At 61.4% G+C, this 24,171-nt stretch carries 17 protein-coding genes and 1 pseudogene; 16 read left to right on the top strand and 2 right to left on the bottom strand.

All coding sequences use genetic code 11. The features are described 5' to 3' along the window. The first annotated feature begins 177 nt into the window (after nt 1–177). The 8 genes and pseudogenes from AB4Y42_RS15770 (at nt 178) to oxlT (ending at nt 9,736) form a co-directional block, all read left to right on the top strand. Nucleotides 178–897, top strand: a complete 720-nt coding sequence (locus AB4Y42_RS15770; protein ID WP_368686422.1) for a GntR family transcriptional regulator — start codon at nt 178–180, stop codon at nt 895–897. A gap of 344 nt (nt 898–1,241) precedes the next feature. Then, nucleotides 1,242–2,990: an oxalyl-CoA decarboxylase gene (gene oxc / locus AB4Y42_RS15775; RefSeq protein WP_368694681.1), complete on the top strand. Its 1,749-nt coding sequence runs from the start codon at nt 1,242–1,244 to the stop codon at nt 2,988–2,990. Nucleotides 2,991–3,025: 35 nt separating this feature from the next. Continuing rightward, nucleotides 3,026–4,276: a formyl-CoA transferase gene (frc, locus tag AB4Y42_RS15780; RefSeq protein WP_368686420.1), complete on the top strand. Its 1,251-nt coding sequence runs from the start codon at nt 3,026–3,028 to the stop codon at nt 4,274–4,276. A gap of 161 nt (nt 4,277–4,437) precedes the next feature. Then, the gene (locus AB4Y42_RS15785) at nt 4,438–4,872 is read left to right on the top strand and encodes a PAS domain-containing protein (protein ID WP_368694682.1); all 435 of its coding nucleotides are present in this window, start codon (nt 4,438–4,440) and stop codon (nt 4,870–4,872) included. A 28-nt stretch (nt 4,873–4,900) separates the two neighbouring features. Further along, a complete protein-coding gene (locus tag AB4Y42_RS15790; protein WP_368686418.1) occupies nt 4,901–5,158 on the top strand; it encodes a hypothetical protein in 258 nt (85 codons plus the stop codon). A gap of 224 nt (nt 5,159–5,382) precedes the next feature. Continuing rightward, nucleotides 5,383–6,878, top strand: a pseudogene (locus tag AB4Y42_RS15795) (Re/Si-specific NAD(P)(+) transhydrogenase subunit alpha). Nucleotides 6,879–6,887: 9 nt separating this feature from the next. Continuing rightward, a complete protein-coding gene (locus AB4Y42_RS15800; protein ID WP_368686416.1) occupies nt 6,888–8,282 on the top strand; it encodes an NAD(P)(+) transhydrogenase (Re/Si-specific) subunit beta in 1,395 nt (464 codons plus the stop codon). A gap of 128 nt (nt 8,283–8,410) precedes the next feature. Next, nucleotides 8,411–9,736, top strand: a complete 1,326-nt coding sequence (oxlT, locus tag AB4Y42_RS15805; RefSeq protein ID WP_368686415.1) for an oxalate/formate MFS antiporter — start codon at nt 8,411–8,413, stop codon at nt 9,734–9,736. A 28-nt stretch (nt 9,737–9,764) separates the two neighbouring features. Here the strand turns inward: oxlT and AB4Y42_RS15810 are convergent, their stop codons facing one another. Together AB4Y42_RS15810 and AB4Y42_RS15815 are read right to left on the bottom strand one after the other, a co-directional pair. Then, nucleotides 9,765–10,070: a hypothetical protein gene (locus AB4Y42_RS15810; RefSeq protein WP_368694683.1), complete on the bottom strand. Its 306-nt coding sequence runs from the start codon at nt 10,068–10,070 to the stop codon at nt 9,765–9,767. 675 nt (nt 10,071–10,745) lie between these two features. Continuing rightward, on the bottom strand, nt 10,746–12,086 hold the full coding sequence (locus AB4Y42_RS15815; protein ID WP_368694684.1) for a PLP-dependent aminotransferase family protein: 1,341 nt from the start codon (nt 12,084–12,086) through the stop codon (nt 10,746–10,748). Between the two features lie 461 nt (nt 12,087–12,547). Here AB4Y42_RS15815 and AB4Y42_RS15820 point away from each other — a divergent pair, with 461 nt between their 5' ends. The 8 genes from AB4Y42_RS15820 to hutH all read left to right on the top strand — a co-directional run bounded on the left by AB4Y42_RS15820 (nt 12,548) and on the right by hutH (nt 24,170). Beyond that, entirely contained in the window at nt 12,548–13,660 is a 1,113-nt protein-coding gene (locus tag AB4Y42_RS15820; protein ID WP_368694685.1) for a porin, read from the top strand. Between the two features lie 104 nt (nt 13,661–13,764). Further along, nucleotides 13,765–14,604 carry an ABC transporter substrate-binding protein gene (locus tag AB4Y42_RS15825; RefSeq protein WP_368694686.1) on the top strand — a complete coding sequence of 280 codons (840 nt, stop codon included), beginning with the start codon at nt 13,765–13,767 and terminating at the stop codon, nt 14,602–14,604. Between the two features lie 710 nt (nt 14,605–15,314). Further along, a complete protein-coding gene (locus AB4Y42_RS15830; RefSeq protein ID WP_368694687.1) occupies nt 15,315–17,363 on the top strand; it encodes a hydantoinase/oxoprolinase family protein in 2,049 nt (682 codons plus the stop codon). A 1-nt stretch (nt 17,364) separates the two neighbouring features. Further along, nucleotides 17,365–19,347: a hydantoinase B/oxoprolinase family protein gene (locus AB4Y42_RS15835; protein WP_368694688.1), complete on the top strand. Its 1,983-nt coding sequence runs from the start codon at nt 17,365–17,367 to the stop codon at nt 19,345–19,347. Between the two features lie 212 nt (nt 19,348–19,559). Then, a complete protein-coding gene (locus AB4Y42_RS15840; protein WP_368694689.1) occupies nt 19,560–20,348 on the top strand; it encodes an amino acid ABC transporter permease in 789 nt (262 codons plus the stop codon). Between the two features lie 224 nt (nt 20,349–20,572). Then, nucleotides 20,573–21,544 (top strand): hypothetical protein, encoded by a 972-nt coding sequence (locus AB4Y42_RS15845; RefSeq protein ID WP_368694690.1) that lies wholly within the window; start codon nt 20,573–20,575, stop codon nt 21,542–21,544. Between the two features lie 222 nt (nt 21,545–21,766). Continuing rightward, complete coding sequence (locus AB4Y42_RS15850) at nt 21,767–22,558, top strand: ABC transporter ATP-binding protein (RefSeq protein WP_368694691.1); 792 nt, start codon at nt 21,767–21,769, stop codon at nt 22,556–22,558. A gap of 82 nt (nt 22,559–22,640) precedes the next feature. Continuing rightward, nucleotides 22,641–24,170 (top strand): histidine ammonia-lyase, encoded by a 1,530-nt coding sequence (gene hutH, locus AB4Y42_RS15855; protein ID WP_368694750.1) that lies wholly within the window; start codon nt 22,641–22,643, stop codon nt 24,168–24,170. Nucleotide 24,171: the final 1 nt, after the last annotated feature.

Consider the following 24,171-nt stretch of genomic DNA (forward strand, 5'->3'; position numbering starts at 1 on the left):
TTTTCGAAAAATATAAGAAAGACTGTATGGATCGCGGGTAAGCCCGCGAATCGAGCGAGACACGCACCCGGTACGCGTAAACCCGCTTAGCCACGAGCGTGTTACTGATATATTGTATTGCAAATATTAAATTCCCCAGCAGCGCCGGCTAAACAGAACGTTGGAGACAAGCGACCGATGTCCGCCGAAAGAGAACTCGTCACCGGGATGCCCCCGGTCACCTTGACGCTGGAGCCGATCAACGCAACCGCTTCGCTGCGCGATCAGGCTTACGCGAAGCTCAAGCAGGCCATTGCCGAAACCGACATCTACCGCTCGCGAGACGAGATCCGGCTAGACGAGAAGGAATTGACCGAGAAGCTCGGCGTGAGCCGGACGCCGGTTCGCGAGGCGATGACGCTGCTGGAACAGGAGGGTTTTCTGCGCACGGTGCCGCGCCGCGGTGTTTACATCCTGCGCAAGACGCGCAAGGAGATCGTCGAGATGATCTATATGTGGGCCGCGCTCGAAAGCATCGCCGCGCGTCTCGCCACGCAGCGCGCCTCGGACGACGACATCGCGGGACTGCGGCGCATGTTCGCGACCTTCGGCGATTCGACGCCCTCGGACCATATCGAGGAATACTCGGAAGCGAACATCATGTTTCACCAGTCACTGGTGGAGCTTTCGAAGTCGCCCATCATCGTCGACACCATCAAGAACATCTTCATGCATGTGCGCGCGATCCGGCGCATGACGATCGCGCAGAGCGATCGCGCGTCGCGCTCGATCGTCGAGCACATGCGCATTATCGAAGCGCTCGAGGCGCGCGACACCGAGCGTGTCGAGCAGCTCGTGCGGCAGCACTCGATCGAACTCGCGCTGTTCGTGGAAGCCAACTGCGATTTTCTGGACTGAAGTGTAGGGCGCGCCGCGTCGAGCCGCCGGTTCATATCGGTTCGGCGCATGAGTCAGCGGCATCGATACGCAGCTCGTCTGAATGCGCGTCGCGATGCTGAAAGAAAGGTATGGAGTCCGTAACAAGTTCGTCAGGACGTTTGGGCCGATTGAAGGTGCCTGCCCATGGTGTGCCGCATCAAAGTTTGCCGCCTGGCGAGCGATCGCACGAGACAGCAACGGTGGAGCGCGGCGCGACGCAGTGCAGCAAACGCGGCGTGGGTAAAAAAAACGTCTTGACTAATATTGTGTGTGGAATATTGTATATCACGAATCACACAACGCCCCGCCAAAGAGGAGACGTCATGGCAGAAGCAGGCATCAACGAGGCACAGCAGAACCCTGTGCCGGAAGCGCAGCAAACGACCGATGGCTTTCATCTCGTCATCGACGCGCTGAAACTCAACGATATCGACACGATCTTCGGTCTCGTCGGTATTCCGATTACCGATCTCGCCCGTCTCGCGCAGGCCGAGGGCATGCGCTTCATCGGCTTCCGGCACGAGCAGAACGCCGGCAACGCCGCGGCCGTGGCGGGCTACATGACGAAGAAGCCGGGCATCTGCCTGACAGTCTCCGCGCCGGGTTTCCTGAACGGCCTCACGGCACTGGCCAACGCGACCACGAACTGCTTCCCGATGATCCTCATCAGCGGTTCGAGCGAGCGCGAGATCGTCGACCTGCAGCAGGGCGACTACGAAGAGATGGACCAACTCAACGCGGCGAAGCCTTATGCCAAGGCGGCGTATCGCGTGCTGCACGCCGAGGACATCGGCGTCGGCGTGGCGCGCGCGATTCGCGCGGCCGTCTCGGGCCGCCCCGGCGGCGTGTATCTCGACCTGCCAGCCAAGCTGCTCGCGCAGACCATCGACGCGGTGAAGGGTCAGCAGTCGCTCATCAAGGTCGTCGACGCGGCGCCGCGCCAGATTCCCGCACCGGATGCGGTGCAACGCGCTATCGACGTGCTCAGGAATGCGAAGCGTCCGCTGATCCTGCTCGGCAAGGGCGCCGCCTACGCCCAGGCCGACGCGCAAATCCGCGAACTGGTCGAGAAGAGCGGCATTCCGTATCTGCCGATGTCGATGGCCAAGGGTCTCCTGCCCGACACGCACGAGCAGTCGGCGTCGGCCGCGCGCTCGTTCGTGCTGGCCGAGTCGGACGCCGTGGTGCTGATCGGCGCGCGCCTGAACTGGCTGCTTTCGCATGGCAAGGGCAAGACCTGGGGCGCGGCTGCCGGCCCGAAGCAGTTCGTGCAGATCGACATTGCGCCGACGGAAATCGACAGCAACGTCGCCATCGAAGCGCCCGTGATCGGCGACATCGGTTCATGCGTGGAAGCGCTCGTTGCAGCCATCGGCAATGACTTCCCGAAGCCGCCCGCAGAGTGGCTCGACGCCGTGGCCGAACGCAAGAACAAGAACCTCGAAAAGATGGCCGCGACGCTCGCGAAGAGCCCGTCGCCGATGAACTTCCACAGCGCGCTGCGCGCCATCCGCGACGTGCTCAAGACGCGTCCCGACATCAATGTGGTCAACGAAGGCGCGAACACGCTCGACTACGCGCGCAGCATCATCGACATGTACCAGCCGCGCAAGCGCTTCGACTCGGGCACGTGGGGGATCATGGGCATCGGCATGGGCTTCGCGATCGGCGCAGCCGTGACGAGCGGCACGCAGGTCGTCGCGATCGAGGGCGACAGCGCGTTCGGCTTCTCGGGCATGGAGCTGGAGACGATCTGCCGCTACAACCTGCCGGTTTGCACCATCGTGTTCAACAACAACGGCGTGTATCGCGGCACGGACGTCAACCCGAGCGGCGGCTGCGACGTCGCGCCGACGGTGTTCGTGAAGAACGCGCGCTACGACAAGATGATCGAGGCCTTCGGCGGCATCGGCCATCAGGCGACGACACCGGAAGAACTGACGAGCGCGCTGCTCGAAGCGATCGCGTCGGGCAAGCCCACGTTGATCAACGCAGTCATCGACGAATCGGCCGGGACCGAAAGCGGCCGTCTCACGAATCTGAATCCGCAAAGCGCGGCAATGAAGAAATAAGCCCCATAGATCAGGTAGACCAGGAGATACGAGAAATGAGCAAACCCCTCGACGGTATCAAGATCATCGACTTCACGCACGTACAGGCCGGTCCCGCCTGCACGCAGATGCTCGCGTGGTTCGGTGCGGACGTGATCAAGGTGGAGCGCCCGGGCGCCGGCGACGTGACGCGCTCGCAGCTGCGCGACATTCCCGAAGTCGATGCGCTGTACTTCACCATGCTCAACAGCAACAAGCGCTCGCTCACGCTCGACACGAAGAAGCCCGAAGGCAAGGAAGTGCTGGAGAAGCTGATTCGCGAATCGGACGTGATGGTCGAAAACTTCGGCCCCGGCGCGCTGGACCGCATGGGCTTCACGTGGGAGCGCATCAAGGAACTCAACCCGAAGATGATCGTCGCTTCGGTGAAGGGCTTCAGCGAAGGCCACCACTACGACGACCTCAAGGTCTACGAGAACGTCGCACAGTGCGCGGGCGGCGCGGCTTCGACCACGGGCTTCTGGGACGGTCCGCCCACGGTGAGCGCCGCTGCGCTCGGCGACAGCAACACGGGCATGCACCTCGCCATCGGCATTCTCACGGCGCTGATCGGCCGCGACAAGACCGGTAAGGGCCAGAAGGTGGCCGTATCGATGCAGGACAGCGTGGTCAACCTGTGCCGCGTGAAGCTGCGCGACCAGCAGCGTCTGGACCGCCAGGGTTTCCTTGAGGAATACCCGCAGTATCCGCACGGCACCTTCAGCGACGTCGTGCCGCGCGGTGGCAACGCGGGCGGCGGTGGACAGCCGGGCTGGGTTCTGAAGTGCAAGGGCTGGGAGACGGACCCGAACGCGTACATCTACTTCACGGTGCAGGGCCACGCGTGGGAGCCGATCTGCCGCGCCCTGGGCAAACCCGAATGGATCGACGATCCGAACTACGCTACGGCGCAGGCGCGTCAGCCGCATATCTTCGACATCTTCGCGACGATCGAAGCGTGGCTCGCCGACAAGACCAAGTTCGAAGCGGTCGACATCCTGCGCAAGTTCGACATCCCGTGCGCGCCGGTGCTCAGCATGAAGGAAATAGCCAATGACCCGTCGCTGCGCGCTAGCGGTACTATCGTCGAGGTGCCGCACAAGGAGCGCGGCTCGTACCTCACGGTGGGCAGCCCGATCAAGTTCTCGGAGCTGAAGCCGGAGATCACGGGTTCGCCGCTGCTCGGCGAGCACACCGACCAGGTGCTGGCCGACCTCGGTTACACGCCGCAGCAGATCGCGGCGCTGCACGAGGTGCGCGCGGTTTGAGTTCCGCATCGAGTTCCACAAGCTGAACGCAGGAAGCGGGCGCGGCCAACGCTGTGCCCGCGCAGCACCGCAATACCAGACTGGCAGGCAGGACGCCGCGCGGCATGTGCAATGCGTGCCGCGCGGCGACGATAAACGACTCACCCCACATAGTCATCGCCATGCAATCCGCCATCGATTTCGAGCAGCTCGCAAACGCCATCGGGGACGCCATCGTCATCTCGGACGCAGCCGGCGACATCACCTTCTGGAATCCCGCGGCCACGCGCATGTTCGGCTATACCCAGGAAGAAGCGCTCGGCAAGACGCTCGACGTGATCATTCCCGAGCGGCTGCGCGGGCGCCATTGGGAGGGCTATCACAAGACGATGGCGACCGGCCAGACGCGCTATGGCAACGACGTGCTGCGCGTGCCGGCCGTGGACAAGGCGGGCAAGGCGCTTTCCATTGCCTTCACCGTGGCGTTGCTGCACTCGCCGCAGGGCGAACTCGACGGCATCGTCGCCGTGATCCGCGACGAGACGGTGCGGTTCCAGGAGGAGCGCGCGCTCAAGAAACGCATCACCGAACTCGAAGCACAGGCCCAGCAATCCTGAAACCCGCTGAAACCTCGGGAGCTCTTCGATGCACACCGAAAGACTCGGACATTTCGAGGTCGAACTCTCGGCCCGGCAAATGATTCACAACGGCGGCTGGGCCGCGTTTGCCGCGATCCACGCGGTCGAGGCCGCTGCCGACGAACCGGCGGCCGCAGTCTTGCCCCGTCAATGGGTGGTCGACGAAACCGTATTCGAAAGCGAGGCGGCTGCGATTGCCGGCGCACGGCAGGCGGCGCTCGCTTTTCTCAAGAGCGGCAATTCGCCCAGCCTGGGCGTGTCATAGGGCAAAGCCCTCATCGAGCCGCGGCACACAAAGAATTCCAACATCCGGCAAAAATCTAAACCGCATGGGGCCGGAATAAGGCGCTGAAGCGCCAACTCTGGCCGACATAGGAGACGTTTCATGAAGTCGTGGCTACGCTTTCGGCGCGCCAGATGCATTGGCGCGCCGCCCATTTCGTATGGTCTCGCCGCATCGCTCTCTGTTGTGAACGACGGAGGCGCATCATGGCGATGACCATTGCGGTCCCCCGCGAGACACTCGAAGGCGAACGACGCGTCGCGGCGACGCCGGAAAGTGTGGCACAACTAATCAAGCTCGGTTATGCCGTGGAGGTCGAAACGGCGGCGGGTGTGAATGCGTCCTACCCGGACGACGCATATCGCTCGGCAGGCGCGCGTGTCGTGGACGACGCGCAAGCGCTCTTGAGCGGCGCGGATATCGTCGTCAAGGTGCGTCCGCCTTCGAGCGAAGAGGTGCAGCGCCTGAAGCCCGGCGCGACGCTGATCGGTTTCATCTGGCCCGCGCAGAACGCTGCGCTGCTCGAACAACTCGCGGCGCGCGAGGTCACGGTGCTCGCGATGGACTGCGTGCCGCGCATCTCGCGCGCGCAGAAGCTCGACGCGCTGAGTTCGATGGCGAACATGGCCGGCTATCGCGCGGTCGTCGAGGCGGCCCAGCATTTTGGGCGCGTTTTCACGGGGCAGATCACGGCGGCGGGCAAGATGCCGCCCGCCAAGGTGCTCGTGATCGGCGCGGGCGTGGCGGGGCTTGCGGCGATCGGCGCCGCGCGCGGTCTTGGCGCCATCGTGCGCGCGTTCGATACGCGCCCCGAAGTCGGCCAGCAGGTCGAAAGCATGGGCGCGGAGTTCCTGAGCATCGACATCGAGGAGGAGGGCGGCGGCTCGGGCGGGTACGCCAAACAGATGAGCGCGAAGTTCATCGAAGCGGAGATGGCGCTGTTCGAGGCCCAGGCGCGCGAGGTCGACATCATCATCACGACCGCGCTCATTCCCGGCAAACCGGCGCCGCGGCTCATCGACGCGAAGACGGTGGCGTGCATGCGCGCGGGCAGCGTGATCGTCGACATGGCGGCCGAGCAGGGCGGCAACTGCGAATTCACCCGCCCCGGCGAAGTCGTGAATGCGAACGGCGTGACCGTGATCGGTTACACGGACCTGCCGAGCCGCATGGCGAACCAGTCGAGCCAGCTCTACGCGACCAATATCCGCCATCTGCTGACCGATCTCACGCCCGCGAAGGACGGCGAGCTGAAGCTCGACATGGACGACGTCGTGCAGCGCGGCACCACCGTCATGCAGCGCGGCCAGGTGTGCTGGCCGCCGCCGCCGGTACAGGTCTCGGCGACGCCGCAAGCGGCTGCGCAGACGAAGCCCGTTGCCGTCGCGACTGGCGACGCGAAAGAAGCCACCGCGCAGGCCGCGCGCCGCCCGCGTTCGTCGCGCACTTCGCGGTGTTCGTGCTGGCCGTGTTCGTCGGCTATCAGGTGGTCTGGAACGTCACGCCCTCGTTGCATACGCCGCTCATGAGCGTGACGAATGCGATCAGCGGAATCATCGTGATCGGCGCATTGCTGCATCCGGGCAACGCCAGCACGATCGTGACCGTGCTGGCGGGCATTGCGCTCGTCGTCGCGACCATCAACATCGCGGGCGGCTTTCTCGTCACCCAGCGCATGCTGAAGATGTTTCAACGGACCTGAGGAGACGTCATGCTCAACGGAATCGGCAACATGGCGTGGCTCGGCGCGGCGACGCTCTTCATCCTCAGCCTCCGTGGGCTGAGTCATCCCGCCAGCGCGCGGCGCGGCAACCTCTATGGCGTGACCGGCATGGTGATCGCCGTGCTCGCCACGCTGCTCGTCACGGGCGGTGCGGGCCTGCAAATCGCGCTCATCGCCGCGCTGGTGGGCGGCGGGCTCGGCGCGACGCTCGCGCGCCGCGTGGAGATGACGCAGATGCCGCAGCTCGTCGCGGTGCTGCACAGCTTCGTCGGCCTCGCGGCCACGCTCATCGCCTTTGCGAACTTTCTCTCGCCAAAGATCGCGATGAGCGGCGTCGAGCGCGCGATTCACGACACCGAGATCTACGTCGGCGCCTTCATCGGCACGGTCACGTTCAGCGGTTCGATTGTCGCGTTCCTGAAGCTGCAGGGCACGGTGAGCGGCAAGCCGCTCGTGCTGCCCGCGCGGCATCTGCTCAACGCGGTCGTGCTGGGCGCGTGCATCGTGCTCGGTTATCGCTTCGTCAGTGCTCCTGATGGCGGCGACGCACTCTACGCGCTGATCGTGATGTGCGTGCTGGCGGCGGCGCTCGGCGTGCACCTCGTGATGGCGATCGGCGGCGCGGACATGCCCGTGGTGGTCTCGATGCTCAACAGCTATTCGGGCTGGGCCGCAGCGGCAACGGGCTTCATGCTCGATAACGACCTGCTCGTGACGACGGGCGCGCTGGTGGGATCGAGCGGCGCGATTCTCAGCTACATCATGTGCCGCGCGATGAATCGCAGTTTCGTTTCGGTGATCCTCGGCGGCTTCGGCGCGGTGAGCGCTACGGCAAGCGAGACTCCGCAGGGCGAAGTCGTATCGACCAGCGTGGACGAAGTCGGCTCGCTGTTGCGCGACGCGCAGGAAGTCGTGATCGTGCCGGGCTATGGCATGGCCGTCGCGCAGGCGCAAGGCACCATCAGCGAGATCACGCGGCTGCTGCGCGCGTTGGGCATTCGCGTGCGTTTTGGCATTCACCCCGTTGCGGGGCGCTTGCCTGGCCACATGAACGTGCTGCTCGCGGAAGCGAAGGTGCCTTACGACATCGTGCTCGAAATGGACGAAATCAACGAAGACTTCACGAGCACCGACGTCGTGCTCGTGATCGGCGCGAACGATATCGTCAATCCGGGCGCGCAGGAGGATGCGGGCAGCCCGATCGCCGGCATGCCGGTGCTGGAGGTGTGGAAGGCGCGCACCGTGGTCGTCTCCAAGCGCAGCATGGCGACGGGGTACGCGGGCGTGGACAATCCGCTCTTCTATAAGGACAACACACGAATGTTGTTCGGCGATGCGAAGGGCAGCGTCGACGCGCTACTCCGGCAACTCGAAGCGGCTTGACGTTTGAAGCAAGGAGCGGCGGATTTCAGTCTGCCGCGCTGGTGGTAACGCGGGAAATGGTGCACGCACCGGGGTCGAGGCGATGCGAAACCGGCCCGCGCGCAATCACAACGGACGGAGACAGACAAGTGGCATATACCGATCGTATCGATGGCGGCTACCCGGCCCGGCGGCACAACCGCTGGGTGCAGCTCGTTGCCGGCATTCTCTGCATGGGGCTCGTGGCGAACCTGCAGTACGCGTGGACGCTCTTCGTCGTGCCGATGGACGCACGGCATCACTGGGGGCAGGCTGCGATCCAGCTCGCCTTTTCGATTTTCATCGTGACGGAAACGTGGCTCGTGCCGGTGGAGGGTTGGCTCGTAGACCGTTTTGGCCCGCGCCCCGTGGTGATGGGCGGCGCGTGCTGCGTGGCGCTCGGCTGGGTGCTCGACGCGTGGGCGCCCGCGCTGCCGGTGCTATACGTCGCGGCAGTCATCTCGGGCATCGGCGCGGGGTGCGTGTACGGCACGTGCGTCGGCACCGCGCTCAAATGGTTTCCGGACCGGCGCGGTCTCGCCGCCGGCATGACGGCGGCAGGCTTCGGCGCGGGCGCGGCGCTCACGGTCATTCCGATCTCGAACATGATCCAGCAGTCGGGCTATGAGCGCGCGTTCGTGTTCTTCGGACTCCTGCAGGGTGCCTGCATCATGCTGCTCGCGCTGGTGATGGTGCGGCCGAAGCCTCCCGTTCACGCGGCGGGCATGAAGCGCATCGTGGCGACGAAGACCGACTACACGACGAGGCAAATGGTTCGCGCTCCCGTATTCTGGGTGATGTATGCGATGTTCGTCTGCGTGGCGGCGGGCGGCATCATCGCGACGGCGCAGATCGGCCCGATCGCGAAGAGCTACGGCTTCGCCTCGATGCCGGTTACGCTCGTCGCGGCGACGCTGCCGCTGCTCACCATGACGCTGTCGATCAACAATCTCTGCAACGGCTTTACGCGGCCGCTGTGCGGGCTCATTTCGGATCGCATCGGCCGCGAGAATACGATGTTCATCACGTTTCTCGGCGAGGGGCTCGCGCTGCTGGGCTTGCGCGCGTTCGGCCACGACCCGTATCTCTTCATGCTGTTCTCGGGGCTCGTGTTCCTGTTCTACGGCGATATCTTTTCGAACTTTCCGGCGACCTGCGCCGATACGTTCGGAGCGAAATACGCGGCCGGCAACGCGGGCACGCTCTATACCGCGAAGGGGACCGCGGCGATGCTCGTGCCTGTCGCGACGCTGCTGGCGATCCACGGCGGCTGGAACATGGTGTTCGACATGGTCGCCTGCGTGGCGATGATGGCGGGCGTGAGCGCCAAGGTGATCTTGCAGCCGATGCGCCGGCGCTGGATCTTTCAGTCGGGTGAGGAGGCGAGGATTGCCGATTCGGCGTTCGTCCCTTCGCCGCTGGGCTCGCATGAGTGAGCGCGATTGATGGGCGCGCCCTGACGCGCTATGGGCGGGCGGTGCGGTCGTGATCGCGGCGTGCGCTTGCGGGGCGCAATGCCCGCATCAGCCGCGCCGCGCTCTGGAGTCTTGCGCGCACGCGTGAGCGCCGTACGCGCCGCGTATCGATGCGGGCCTGATCGCGACGCGGGTCCGCCTCGGCGGATCGCTCGTTTTCCAGCCCGAGATGGGCGTAACGGCCCTCGCTGGCGCTCTTGTCGAGCCAGTGCTCGGGCAGCCGGGTTGCGAGCAGCCAGGTCGCGGCAGCGCCAAAGCTGACGGCGACGATCGCTGCGACGACAACGAATTCCATTCGGTCTTCCTCAATCGACTTGTCATGGGTTGGCACGCACGCGCCGTGCCGTATGGCAATGTATACCATGAAACATAACGAAGAGAGTCAAGCGGATCCGGGCCGAAAAGCAAAAAAGCCCGCAGATTTGCGGGCTTTTTCGATGAATCCTGGGTGCTGCGAGTTCTGCTTGATGAGACGTGGTGCCCAGGAGAGGACTCGAAAAACACGTTTATGTAATTGATTTGATGCGTTTTTTACGATTCGGTTGATCAAAGAATACTCATTAATGTACTCGTCTGCAGTTGCCTTGGAAAAAGACTGCCACTCTGTTGTTCAAGCGCTACGCTGCCTTGGCGGCTGGGGCGCCGCTTTGACTTGGCGCAGCTGGGTTTAGTCGGAAGTTCAGAAGTAGACGGCTTATTGGCGGCGACCAGTGCTGCGGAAATTAGCCGCCATCTCCGCACTGATTTTGCCGCATGCGTCAATACATTGCAAAGTCGCGGTCGTTCTTCGCGCGCCAGCTCTGTGGTGGCTGCGTGCTCACCTGCGGCCACCAGAGTGCGTCACGTGCCTTCTGCATGTGAACGGGAGATATGCCTCGATATTACGGTGAACACCTCTGTCGTTTCCTCATCGCGATGGAGCCGGGCGCGTTGGCTTCGCGTCTGCAAACGAGATGTCGGCATTGTTCAATCAGCGGCGCAGAATCGGGCCATCGAACGCGCCGACCGCCTGCGCGAGAGCGTCGGCGATCGCGCTCACCTGGTCCATCCTGAAGCCTGTCGCGACACGGATGTGCGGTCGAGGGGTCACCTGGAACCGCGATCCCGGCTGTACCGCGATACCGCGTGCAGCGAGCGTTACCAAAGCGTATTGCTGGTCGGATACTGGAAGCCAGATGCACAGCGTATCCTGGCCCGAAACCGTTACCCCTCTTTCTGCGAGGGCGTCCGTCAGTGCGCCGCGCCTCTTCGCGTAAGTTTCCCGCGCAACAGTGACTTGCTGTAGCGACTCCGGATCGGTGAGAAGCGATGCAGCAGTGCATTGCAGAATCCGGCTGGTCCAGCCTTCCCGGAAATTCCGGTACGCCTGGACCTGATCCGCGAACTTCTCTGAGCTCGAAAGTACCGCAAGCCTGAAGTCGGTCCCGAGTGATTTTGAGAATGTGCGGATGTGAACGGTGCGATCAGGAAATGCGGACCCAAGAGTCAGCGGTGGGGCGCTAGCCAAACCGGCCAGTCCGTCGAGTTCGATAATCATCGTCGCCTTGCCAGAAAGCAGTTTGCGCAGCTGGTTGAGACGAGGTTGGCTGACCCGCTTCCCCGTCAGCGAGTGAGATCCTGGCTGGTAGACGAAGGCCACTGGATGTTGCTCCAAGGCGGCGTCCAGCGACTCGGGCAGCGGCCCTTGGGAGTCGCAATCGACTCCCACGACACGTGCGCCCAGCTTTTCAAGAATGTCGAACGCGCGCAGGGTGGTTGGGTCTTCAATCGCCACCGTTGCGCCTGGAACGACGATCATTTGCAGCGCGGCATGCAGTCCATCGTACCCACCGTTGATTGCAGTGAACGTACATTCCTTGTACGGCCACTCATCGGCAACAGCCTCTTTCAACTCGCGCGAGATTGGCTCCCGGGTGTAGCTGTGCAGGTTGTGCGCCTGATGTGCTGTAGCCAATGCACGCCGGAGATCAGGGAGCAGCTCCGGATCCGGTGAGGCGAATCGCAGATCAGCCAGAATGTTCTCGCCATAGTTCGCGAAGTCCTCATAGCGCGCTGGCCTGAGCGAAGTCTGATCGCCACGCACCCAGGTGCCGGTACGGCCGCTTCCACTCACCATCCGGACGGCGCGAAGCTGTTTCCATGCGCCGGACACTGTCGCAGGACTGACGCCAAACGCTTCGGCGAGGTCGCGCACTGGTGGCAACTGCGAACCAACCGGAATTGACCCGCTGCGAATTAGCTCAGCCACCTCCAACGCAATCCCGCGCATTGTGCGGGAGCTGATTTGCTCAGCAAACGTCTGGACGTCCATGCTGATTCCCTATGTTCAATAACATAAGCTTCATTGTACAAGGTTTTGAGGAGTGGAGAACGTGGTCAGTTCGGTCAAGCTCGACGGCGACGAAAGGCCGAGCGATACGCGCAGAGCGAAGGCGGCTCATGTTGCTATGCCGCGTCGCGCTGGCTGCGGCCACGCTGTTCGGGCGTGTGGCGTATATTGCGACGCAGCAATCAAACATCGTTAAAAGCATACAGAAGACTTCGCCAGCAAGTGCCGATTCCTCTAACAAAAATGATTGAAAATAATCATTGTTCAATAACAAAAAACTCATTGTACATTTTTTTTGGCGAACATAAGCTGCAGTCATCGTCGTGAAGCTTTTGCCTCTGTCGCGAAGGGACCACAGGCGAATGCGCAACTGAAGTTCGCCGGCACGTCGTAACGCAATAAACAGACAATTAGGATTACTACCTGGTTAGGGGAATGTCACAATGAAAAAGCGGTTCGCAGTGGTGGTTGCTTTTGGCGGATTGAGTTCCATGGTCGGTGTTGCACACGCGCAGAGCACCGTCACGCTGTATGGCTTGATCGACGACGGCATCACATGGGTGTCGAATGAAAGCGGGCACAGCAACGTCAAGATGGATAGCGGTATCGCTCACGGTAACCGTTGGGGGATGAGGGGCCGGGAGGATCTCGGCGGAGGTCTTGCAGCCGTTTTTGCCTTGGAAGGTGGTTTCAACGTGAATACGGGCAAGGCGAATAACGGCGGGGCGGTGTTCGGCCGGCAATCGTACGTTGGTCTCGACAGCCAATGGGGTACCCTGACCCTGGGCGACCAGTACGACATGATTTCGGACTATGCCTGCGATTACAACGTCAGTTTCATCGCAAGCGGATACGGTATTCACCAGGGGGATATTGACCGGATGAGCTGTACGCGTCTGCCTAACGCGGCCAAGTACACCTCGCCCCGAATTGCTGGCTTCAGGGCCGGGGTGATGTACTCGTTTAGCAACACTCCAGGCAGTTTCCACACTGGCAGTGCGTGGGAGGTCGGTGGTAACTACCTTAATGGCCCGTTTCACATGGGGCTCGCATATGCTTCCCTGCCAGGCTACTCGATCGACCCATATAACCGCCTGGGTACGCCGGTCTTCTTTGGTCAGACGGTCGCGACGGTATCGAATGATGTTGAAAAGGATCTGAACTCCAATTTCGTCCTCGACACATACAAGATTTTTGCGATCGGTGCGAGCTATCAGATCGGGAGCGTGACGATCATCGGCAACTTCACGAATACCGAGCTGGGCTACAAGAATATGACGTCGTACATGCACGTCTATGAAGGCGGCGCGACTTACCAGTTGTCACCCGCGTGGCTCCTTGCGGCGGGTTATCAGCACAATACGCTTATGGGGCATACCTGGAATCAGGTATCGGCCGGTGCGCAGTACAGCCTGTCGAAGCGGACCACCGTGTATGTGTCAGGGGACTTCGTGAAAGCCTCCTCGGGCGTGAATCCGGTGTTGGGGTGGGATACGACGCCGTCGCTCTCGGATACCCAGGCTGCTGTACGCCTCGGCATCACTCACAGGTTCTAAGGCGGCCTTATCTGAACCGGCGAGGATTTGCGATTCAGTCCACCGCCGGTCTGGATAACGACAGGATTACGAAATCGATAACTTGGATACATGTAGGAGTCTGTATGCGCTGGATCAAAGGTTCTTTGGCGTTGGTGGCCGTATTCATGGCAGCTCATTCGTGGGCTGCTGTGCCCGGGGCAGTGGAGGCACCCGCAGCGATCAAGGCGAAGAAAGTTCTGACGTTTTGCTCGGACCTCGAGAATCCGCCGGCTGAAGGCATCGCGGAAGACGGCGTTACGCCGAAAGGTGCCGCGGTCGACATGATGAACAACATCGCGTCGCTTCTGGGGGTGAAGCCGAAAATCGACAACTATCAGTTCTCCGGCCTCTTTGCCGCCCTTGATACCGGGAAGTGCGATCTGGCTGTCGCCAGCCTCGGTAAGACACCGGAGCGTGCGCAGCGGTATGAACTCGTCGACTACTGGCGGTTTGGTTCAGGTTTGCTCGTCCCCGCAGGTAACCCGAAGCATCTGACCCGGTTCGAGGACCTTTCCGGCAAGCGTGTCGCCGTACTTCTCGGCAGCAACAACTCGAAGGCGCTGCACAAGATCAGCGATGACCTGAAAGCGGCCGGAAAGCCGCCGATCGACATCGTTGAACTGGGAACGAACGAGGTTGCCTTTCAGGATCTGAGTCTTGGGCGCGTCGACGCTCTCGTGAGCGATACGGTCGTCATGAATTACTACATGTCACGTTCTCACGGGCGGTTTTCGATTGGTGGCGTCCCGGTACCCCCGAAAACAATGTCGATTGCGATTCTGAAGGGAAACACAGACCTGAGGAATGCAGTACAGGCCGCGGTTGACAAGATGAACTCCAGCGGTCAGATGGCCCAGTTGATCAAGACTTGGGGAATCGAAAACGGCGTCGTTGCATGCAGTTCGGCCAATCCCTGCCAGTAGGCGGGATGGATAGGCGACTACGTACGGATTCCTCAGGTGCGGTGAGCTAGATGGCCGGCACGTGATCGCAGTGGATCAATAGTTGTACAGGAGGCGATCGTACGCGATCGCCTCTTTTTCTTCCCGGTATATCCCAGGGTCACGCGGCTCGCTTACGCCGTACATGGCCCAACGCCCAGGTATGTTCAGGCCAAACCAGATCTGGCGGTCCCCTCCGCGGATCGGTGGCGACTTTTATTAGGCGTTTCGCCCCTTCTCTTTTCCACAGGGTGGCGAGGCTCAGGCTCGCGCATCCTCCTAGCTTTGTCTTACGCGGGTGCGCAAGGTCGCCTTTGAGTGCTGAACGGCCTTGAAAGCGCGCGGCCGCTGCGCTGCGACGTTTAGTGTCCCGGCCCAAATCAGCGTTGTAGCGATCACCTCAGCGATGCGCGCGTTCCTCATCGAAACGCATGTTCGGCGAAGCTTCGATCAAGTTTTGTTCAATAACAAAAAAACAATTGTACATTTCGTTTTTTGAACATAAGCTATCTCCATCGTGAACAGATGATTGTCGGTAGTCGCCGATGAATGTCTGGTAGAGCGCGCTTGATGATGTGTGTCGAGGCCCGCCAACGATTCCTGGTCGGTAAAACGGGTGCCGGGACAGAAGCCTGGAGAAACAGGTTGCCCGTCGAGTAGCAAGCCTTGTCGTGAGAAGACGCGGAGAAAAGATGCTTAAGATCGGAGTAGACATCGGCGGAACGTTCACCGACTTCGCAGCCTGGCGCGAAGGAGGGGAGCAGAAGGTTGAGACGTTGAAAGTACCCTCGACACCGCCGCACTTTGCAGAGGGTTTCAAGAACGGCTGCGAGGAAATGCTCAAGCGCATGAAGCCTCGCGATGGTGAGCAGATTGTTGTGGTGCACGGCACCACCGTGGCGACCAACACGGTCATCGAGCGCAACGGGCCTCCGATCGCGCTTTTTACAACGAATGGCTTTCGTGACATCCTCGAACTGCAGCGCCTTCGGCTGCGTCGCGCGATTGATCTTCTCGGGGATCGCGTCCAGCCTCTCGTGCCGCGCGAACTGGTCTATGAAATTCCGGAGCGCATGGCTTCGGATGGACGTGTGCGAAAGGAAATCGATCTCGACGCGGTAAAGCGCGCTGCAGTACTGGCGAAAGAAGCGGGAGTCGAGGGCATCGCTGTGGCCTTCCTTCACAGCTTCCGGAATCCCGCTCACGAACAGGCAGCGCGGGACGCCATCATTGCCGCGACGGGCATCCAGAACGTCTCGATATCAAGCGACATCTGGCCGAAGATCGGTGAGTACGAGCGCGCGATCGTCGCGGTGCTGAACACGTACGTTAAACCCCGGATGACCGCGTACATCGCCGAAATCGAGCGTTGGCTCGGCGAACGTCTGCCGGACGCGAAGCTTTTCATCATGCAGTCCAATGGCGGGGCGCTGGCCGCCGCCGAGGCGCGCGCGATGCCGGTGCATACGCTGCTGTCGGGGCCGGCATCCGGTGTGTCGGCGGCGCAATATCTCGGCGTCTCCCTCGACGAGCGTTGCATGCTGACCATGGATATGGGCGGCACCAGCACCGATATTTCGCTCATTCAGGATGGCGAACCGTCCATCACGGGAGATGCGGAAGTCGGCGACTTTCCGCTGATGATGCCGGTTACCGGCATCGAGGCAATCGGCGCGGGCGGCGGCTCGATCTGCTGGATCGACGGGGGCGTGCTGCGGGTTGGTCCGCGCAGCTCCGGGGCCCGGCCTGGCCCGGCCTGCTTCGGACACGGTGGTACGCAGCCGACCGTGACGGATGCATATCTGCTTTGCGGTCTGATTCATCCGCAGCACTTCCTTGGCGGCCGGATGGCCCTGGATCTGGCCGCGGCGCAGGCAGCCATGCGGCCGATCGCGGAAGCGCTAGAGACCAACGTGGTGGCCGCTGCTGAAGCATGCCTCACGGTCGCTACTTCCAACATGGTCGCAAGCGTGCTGCCTTATCTCGCCCGTTACGGGCTGGATCCCGCGGACGTCACACTGGTCGTCTACGGCGGTGCAGGTTCACTTCACGGCCCGTTGCTGGCTGCCGAGCTTGGCATTGGTCGCGTGCTCGTCCCTGGTATGCCATCCGTATTCTGCGCATTTGGCGGCCTCGTGGCCGGCTTGACGCACGACAACGTGAAAAGCATGCAGGGTGTCGCGGTCGACAGCGACACGACGAAGGCGCAATTCGCTTCGCTTGAGACCAGCGCGCGTCAGTGGCTGGCAACCCAGAACGTTGGAGCGGGTCTGCGCGAAACTGTTCTGGAATACCGTGCGGAAGCGCGATACCGCGGCCAGTCGTTCCAGCTGACGGTGAATGTGCCCGCCGAAGCGGCAAAGAGGGGCGATGTGGCAGCAATGGAGCAGGAGTTCCATCGCCAGCACGAGCGGCTCTATGCGCATTCAGACCCGTCGGCGCCCGTGGAATTCACGGAGTTTCGCGTACGTATCCGGGGCATGCTGCCAACACCGACGCCCGCAGCAGTGCCGTCGCGTAAGGATCACGTCGAGGATGCGCTTGTCGGAAAGCGGGATCTCCAGATTGCGGGGCGCTCGGAGCTGATGTGCAACGTCTACGCACGTGAGCGTTTGCGTGCAGGAGACACGCTGAAAGGTACCGCGATCATTGAGCAGAACGACACGACAATCCTTGTCCCGCCTGGCTATGTGGCGACGGTGGATTCGCACGGCAATATCCTGTTGACGAAGGAGTCTTGAGATGGATGCGGTCCGGACAGCAGTAATGAATAACCGCTTTACCGCGATCGTCGAGGAAGCGTCAGCGGTAATGTATCGCACGGCTCATACGACCTTCGTGAAGCTGGTGCAGGACTATCAGTGTGCGGTTGCGACCCCTGAGGGCGAAATCTTTGCGTATCCGAGCCAGTCGGGTGTGAGTTCGTTCATCGGCGTTCCCCTGCAGAAAACCATCGAACAGCTGCACGAGCTTGGCATCGAGGAGGGTGACTGCTTCCTCACGAACGACCCGTTTTCCACCGATGGCCTCGTCACGCACATGATGGACGTCACGATGGTCCGACCGATCTTCGTCGGCGGGCGGCTGATCGCGTTCTCCTGGGGCTTTGTTCACGCGTCGGATATCGGCGGGGCTGTGCCTGGCAGCATTTCCCCGGCTTTCACGGAGGTTTTTCAGGAAGGGATCCGGATCCGACCGGTCAAGCTCTACAAGAAGGGCAAGGTCAACGAGGACGTTCGCCGTCTCTTCCTCGACAACAGCCGGATCCCGGATGACCTCTGGGGCGATATGAAAGCCATGCTTTCCGCCCTGCAAAGCATGGACCGGCGATTCCACCAGCTGTGCGAAGCGTATGGTCGCACCGCGGTCGAGCAGGGTATGCGTGACGTCCTGTCTTTTGCCGAAGCAAAGGCTCGCGCCGTGATCGCGCAGCTGCCCGATGGGACCTACGAATTCGGCGACTACCTCGAGGGTATCGAGCCGGGTCAGCACACTTACATCCGCTGCGCCATGCGGGTGGAGGGCGATGGCGTTTCGTTCGACTTCGACGGTACCGACCCGCAGATTCCCGCCGCGTACAACTTCGTAAGCGGTGACCGGACGCATCCGTATACGGTCCAGGCGTTTCTCTACTACTTGCTGACGGTAGAACCGGATGCACCGCGAAACGCTGGCTTGCTGCGTGCAATCAAGATGCACGCGCCCCGCGGGACCGTCATCAATGCGGAATTTCCGGCTGCCGGTGGCTCACGCGTCGCGGCGAGCACGCGCGTCTACGATACGCTGCTCGGCTGTCTGCAGCAGGCAGTTAAAGGCGGATTGACGGCATCGGGTCCGGGAATGTCGGCGGTGATCGTCCTTAGCGCGCGGGACCCGCGCAGCGGCAAACGCCAGGTTAGCGTGATTAACCCCTTGTGCGGTGGCGGAGGCGGGCGAGCTGGCAGCGATGGCACGGATGCCATCGATTCGCGATCCGGATACCTGAAGAGTGTTCCGACCGAGGTCATTGAAGTAGAGACCGTGCTTTTCGTCCACGCAAACCGGCTGCTTGAGGATAGCTACTCACCTGGTCGCTGGCGCAGCGGTGCAGCACTCCTGATGGAGATGGAGAACACCGACGCCGAAGCGACGATGACAATTCGCGGCATGAACCGCTTCTCCTTCCGCCCCTGGGGGGTCCACGGTGGTCACCCCGGCAGGATGGCTGAAGTTGTGTTGAATCCGGGGAAGGAAAACGAGGAGACCCTGCAGCGGGTCACGGTACTCAAGCTCAAGCGTGGAGATGTACTGCGTCTGGTCACTCCCGCAGGTGGCGGGTTTGGGGATCCTCTTGAGCGTGATCTTCGCGCAATCGAGCACGATCTGCAGCGGGGTATGTTGTCGGCGGCCGCAGCTGCGAGGGACTACGGGGTCGTCTTCGCGGCGGACGGTTCGATCGATCATGGTGCCACGGAGGCGACACGGGTGGCGCGCAGGCCCTCACATGTTCCCGCAGCGTTCGACATGGGACCTGAGCGTACCGCCTATGACAGTATCTGGCCCGACGCAGTGCGCGCCGATTTTGCGAAAGCCAGCCTGCAACGGCCAAAAGCGCATCGGCAGCTTCTCGTGGATGCCGTCCGCCGACGTCTGACCGCAGCCGGTGCGACGGTTACCGAAGAAAGCTTGCAGCGCGCGCTGTCCGAAGAAGCGGCACGGCTTGCGGGCGACAGTGTCTTGCAGTAGCGATTTCGCGGGTTGAAGCAGGAAAAAATGACGTTTGGGATCCGCGCAGAGGAGACTGAGGTTAGCGCGGATATCCCTGCCCTGAGCGTGCTGAAGATGATTCCGGTCATATCGGCTCTTGAGCCGGGGGAATCAAGAATGGCGTCGCATTTGGTAGAAGCACCCATTCCTGCGCATGTTTCAGGCGGGACCAAGGAGAGAGGTAAGGAACTATGTTAGAGAACGTTCACGTTGTATTCGACCCGGACTTCTTCCTGAAGTTCGTGCTTTCGCCGAGTCCAGCCTTGCTGCGAGGACTGGTGGCTACCGTTAGCGCGGCGGCGATCGCACAGCTTCTCGGGACGATCATCGGCGTCGTTCTGGCCATCGCCGGCATGGCGCCAGGACGGGTCTTCCGCGGGTTTAACCAGGTCTATATCTGGTTTTTCCGTGGCACACCGGTTCTCGTTCAACTGGTGCTTATCTATTTTGGCCTCCCTTATCTCGTCGGCTTCGATCTCTTCCCGGCGGTGATGCATCTCGGCCCGGTCGAGATCAGCGGGGCGTTGATCGCGGGGATTATCGCTTTCGGGATGCACGAAGGTGCGTACATGAGCGAAATCACGCGGGCAAGCATTACGTCCATTCCACGGGGGCAATGGGAAGCTGCCCAAGCGATCGGGATGACGTCGGGAATGACGATGCAACGAATCATCCTGCCCCAGGCATTGCCACTGCTGGTTCCCGCGCTGGGCAATCAGTTCAACAATATGCTGAAGACCACATCACTACTCAGTGTGATTGGTGTCGCAGAAATGTTCCGGGTTGCCCAGCAGCTGCAAGCCGCAACCTTCATGACTTTTGAGGTCTACCTCGGCGTGTCGGTGTACTACCTGGCGCTCACGGGCTTGTGGACCATCATTCAACACTTCATCGAGAAGCGTTTGTCGAGGCATCTGCGCTCCAACCGCAAACGCGAGTCGAGCGTTGGAAAGAGTCCTCACCCGGAGGCAGCAAACTAGGCAGCGTGGCGCCTCTGGTACGCGGGGCGTGGTCGATGTCAGGGAAGTGTGACGAAGAGGATCTCTGAGCCTCGACCAATCGTCCTCGCGACCGTACTTGTAGGACGTCACCACCAGGTGTGTCCGGGTAGATGATGTTTGCGTAAATTTTGTTCTGTTGGTAATTCGTACTACTAATTAAGTGGTGCTGACCGGATTACCTTAACCACCACTGGAGAAACTAGATGTCCCAGACTCAAAGATCGCTGAGCGAATTCGTTGCCGAGGTCAAGGCGTTGACCGATCGCATGATGAGCGAAGAACCCAAGGAAATTTCCGACCTGCGGCTCGGCGAAATGGAAATTCCGGCCGGGAGCTACGGCCAGTACTTCGGAACGTGGGACATTGCTCACGGCATGCTGCGCGACTACTCGATGTACACCCTGTATCCGCTGGTCGTCCTGGCTGAGGATCCCGACGTTCAGCCGCGACAGATGTCGAAGATTGTGGATGCGCTGGACCAGGCGTACAGCAACTATCTGCGCTACAGCGGCTTTCCGAAGATGGGCGCCCTCGCGCTCGAGCTGCGTGCCCACCTGAAAGACAACCCCTCCAGGGAAGAGGTGGTGACGGCGCTGCGCGCGTTCACCGACTACACCAACAAGCTTCAGGCCTGGTCGTTCCACTATTTCCCGTGGGGGCTCGGCAAGTACTTCCAGTATCCGGAAGACCGTCTGAAGACCGCTCCGCCGCCTGTCGCTGATCTCGGCGCGACCCGTGCGCACATCAAGAGCGGTCAACGCATCCGTATCAGCTGGAAGCCGCTGAACATTACGGTCAACGCGACGTTGGCGACCAAGGAGAACCCGGAACTCTGTGCGGATCTGGTTGCCGCGCTTCCCTTCACGACGATCCAGGATCACGCCGTCGTGACGGGCGAGTCGATGTACGCATGGTCGCCGTTCGTCAGCACGGCACCGATCCGTCTGCGTGAGCGCATCTGTGACGCGCCGATTGGCCGGATTCGTTTCTCGCAGTCCACGGGTCAAAAATTCATCGTCCAGTACGGCCCGACCACTGAAGATCTTTCGCAGCCGGTTCTCGGGGAGATCGATGAAGCGGATGCCGCCAAGCTGGCAGAGGTCGGCAAGGCGGTCTGGGAATCGACCTTCGAGTCGAAGGACCTGATCTGGATGACGGTCGAACTGGCCGACTGAGCTAAGTCATTGCCGTTGTCGTACTCGACAGACGATTGGGTGCGGGCCTCCGGTTCGCACCTCGCGTGATGCGGACAGGGTTGGGGCGGCAAGCCACTGCAAGCGGCTGAGCTGACCTGAAGAATCTCGTCAGACCGACGGATGCGGTGCCGGAAACGAAGCGGGATTCCGGCGCCGCCGCGGTGCCCCCGTCGGATCGACTACCCGCGTAAGGAAGACATCATGGATGACGGAAATTCTGCCGCACTTTCGGCGAAGAATATCCACAAATGGTTCGGGAATCACCATGTTCTGAAGGGCATTTCGCTGGACGCCCATCAAGGCGACGTGATTTCAATCCTTGGAGCAAGCGGCTCGGGGAAAAGCACGTTTCTCCGGTGCCTGAACCTGCTTGAGACCCCCGACGAGGGCTCGGTCGCGGTATCAGGCGAAGAGTTCGACATGGCGCGGCACCGACACGGAAAGTTGCAGCGCAGCGACCGCCGGCAGGTCCAGCGGATCCGGACCGAACTTGCGATGGTATTTCAGAGTTTCAACCTCTGGAATCACATGACCGTCATGCAGAACCTCATTGAGGGGCCAACGCACGTACAAAAGCGCCCCAGGGCAGAAGTAATCGACGAAGCGGAAGTGCTGCTCGCGAAAGTCGGGCTGGCCGACAAGAGCGGGCACTACCCGGCACAGCTTTCCGGTGGTCAACAGCAACGTGTGGCAATTGCCCGTGCGCTCGCGATGCGTCCGAAAGTCATGCTGTTCGATGAACCGACGTCGGCTCTCGATCCCGAACTGGTTGGAGAAGTCCTTCGTGTCATGCGGTCCCTCGCTGAAGAAGGCAGGACGATGCTGGTAGTCACACACGAACTCGGCTTTGCACGCGACGTATCGAACCGCATCGTGTTCCTTCACCAGGGGCAGGTCGATGTAGACGGCACGCCCGATGAGGTCTTTGGCGGTGGTGGATCCCAGCGGGTAAGGCAGTTCATCGCAGGGCACCAGCTCGCCACAGCGAATTGATATGAACTGGGCCCGCTACGACCTGCGCATCCGCGCTGCGGACGGGCCCATTGGCAATGAACGAACAGACAGGATTTCGGAAATGATTCTTACACCCGGGAAAGTAACGCTTGCTCAGTTGCGCCAGATTGCGCGCTCGAACGTAACCCTGGAACTCGATCCGGCGAGTCATGCCGCAATCGATGCCAGTGCGAAGACTGTGGCGGATATCGTCGCGAAAGGCGAGCCGGCGTACGGCATCAATACAGGGTTCGGCCGGCTGGCGAGCACGCATATTCCTCGAGAAAGCCTCGAACTGCTCCAGAAGAACCTGGTCCTCTCGCACGCCGTCGGCGTGGGCGAGCCAATGTCGCCGCCGGTTGTTCGCCTTCTCATCGCGCTGAAGCTGTCCAGCCTTGGCAGGGGTAACTCCGGTATCCGAAGGGAGGTAATGGATGCATTGATCGCGTTGTTCAACGCGGATGTGCTGCCGGTCATCCCCGTCAAGGGTTCCGTCGGCGCCTCCGGCGACCTTTCGCCCCTGGCGCATATGTCAGCCGTGCTTCTCGGCGTGGGTGACGTCTTTGCAAAGGGTGTGCGCATGAGCGCGCGCCAGGGACTTGAACTCGCTGGCCTGTCGCCGCTTACGCTGCAGGCCAAGGAAGGCCTCGCCCTGCTGAACGGCACCCAGGCGTCCACCGCGCTCGCCATCTACAACCTGTTTGCGATCGAGGATCTCTACCGCACTGCACTGGTTGCGGGTGCGCTGTCGGTCGATGCCGCGATGGGGTCGGTCAAACCGTTCGATTCGCGTATTCATTCGTTGCGCGGGCATCAGGGGCAGATCGACGCTGCAGCGGCTTATCGGACGCTGCTGGCAGACTCCCCGATTGTCGAGTCGCACGTCAATTGCGACAAGGTGCAGGACCCGTATTGCCTGCGCTGTCAACCTCAGGTCATGGGCGCGTGTCTCGACCAGATCCTCCACGCGGCGGATGTGCTGCTGATTGAGGCGAATGCAGTATCCGATAACCCGCTGATTTTCCCTGAGACGGGCGAAGTGATTTCCGGCGGCAATTTCCACGCAGAGCCTGTTGCCTTTGCTGCCGACAATCTCGCAATCGCAGCGTCGGAAATCGGAGCCATCGCGGAGCGCCGCGTCGCGTTGTTGATCGATGCGACCATGTCGGGGCTTCCGCCTTTCCTCGTCAAGGATGGCGGTGTGAATTCGGGCTTCATGATTGCACACGTCACGGCCGCCGCACTCGCGTCTGAAAACAAGACGCTTGCGCATCCTGCGTCTGTCGATTCGCTGCCGACGTCGGCAAACCAGGAAGACCACGTTTCGATGGCGACCTTCGCAGCACGCAAGTTGTCCGATATTGCAGACAACGTGGCCAACATCCTCGCGATCGAATTGCTCGCTGCTGCGCAGGGCGTAGACCTGCGCGCGCCGGTCGTCACCAGTCCTCGTCTGCAGCAGGTGGTGCGCGCGATTCGTCGTGACGTTCCGCACTACGACCTGGATCGCTATTTCGCGCCCGATATCGCTGCAATTGCCGATCAGGTCATTGCCGGTACGGTTGCGAGCTTCTCGCCCTTTTCTTTCGCCTCGGAAAGCAAACTGCACTGAG

It is taken from the genome of Paraburkholderia sp. EG286B, from assembly GCF_040965655.1.
In the GTDB taxonomy this organism is placed as follows: Bacteria; Pseudomonadota; Gammaproteobacteria; order Burkholderiales; family Burkholderiaceae; genus Paraburkholderia.